At 67.3% G+C, this 452-nt stretch carries 1 protein-coding gene; it reads right to left on the bottom strand.

What is annotated here, in order from left to right; all coding sequences use genetic code 11:
- Nucleotides 1-194, bottom strand: a 194-nt coding sequence (locus AC0L3B_RS38405) for a hypothetical protein (protein ID WP_473382799.1), incomplete at its 3' end; no start/stop codon positions are given.
- Nucleotides 195-452: the final 258 nt, after the last annotated feature.

Below are 452 nucleotides of genomic sequence, written 5' to 3'. Positions count from 1 at the left end.
CCGCGCGTAATCTGCGCGCCGTGGTCGGCTATGAGCTGGACCGGCTTACCCCGTTCGACGCCTCGCAGTTGTATTTTGTCGCGCGCCAGGAGCGGCGCAGCGGCGCGTGGTTGCAGGTCACGCTGGTGGCGATCCTGCGCGAACGCCTCGACAGCCTGCTCGCCGATTGCGCCGCGCAGGGTCTGCAGCCGCAACGCGTGGATGTGGGCGACAGCGCCGACTCTCGCTTGGGCATCAACCTGTTGCCCGCCGCACTGCGTCCGTCGTCACCGCGCACTACCCAGCGTCTGCGCCACGGGTATTGGCCAGTTGCTGGCGCACCTGTTGCAACTGCGCCACCTGGGCTTTTTGCGCCTGCACCGTGGTCTGCATCTGCGCCACCAGCACTTGGCGGCTGTTCAGCCACATCAGCATCGCCGCGAACAGCAAGGCGCCACACAGCCAAAGCAGCC

The organism is Bradyrhizobium sp. Kon56 (genome assembly GCF_055807635.1).
The sequence above is the reverse complement of the archived record's forward strand: the minus strand, read 5'-3'. Positions and strand labels throughout refer to the sequence as shown.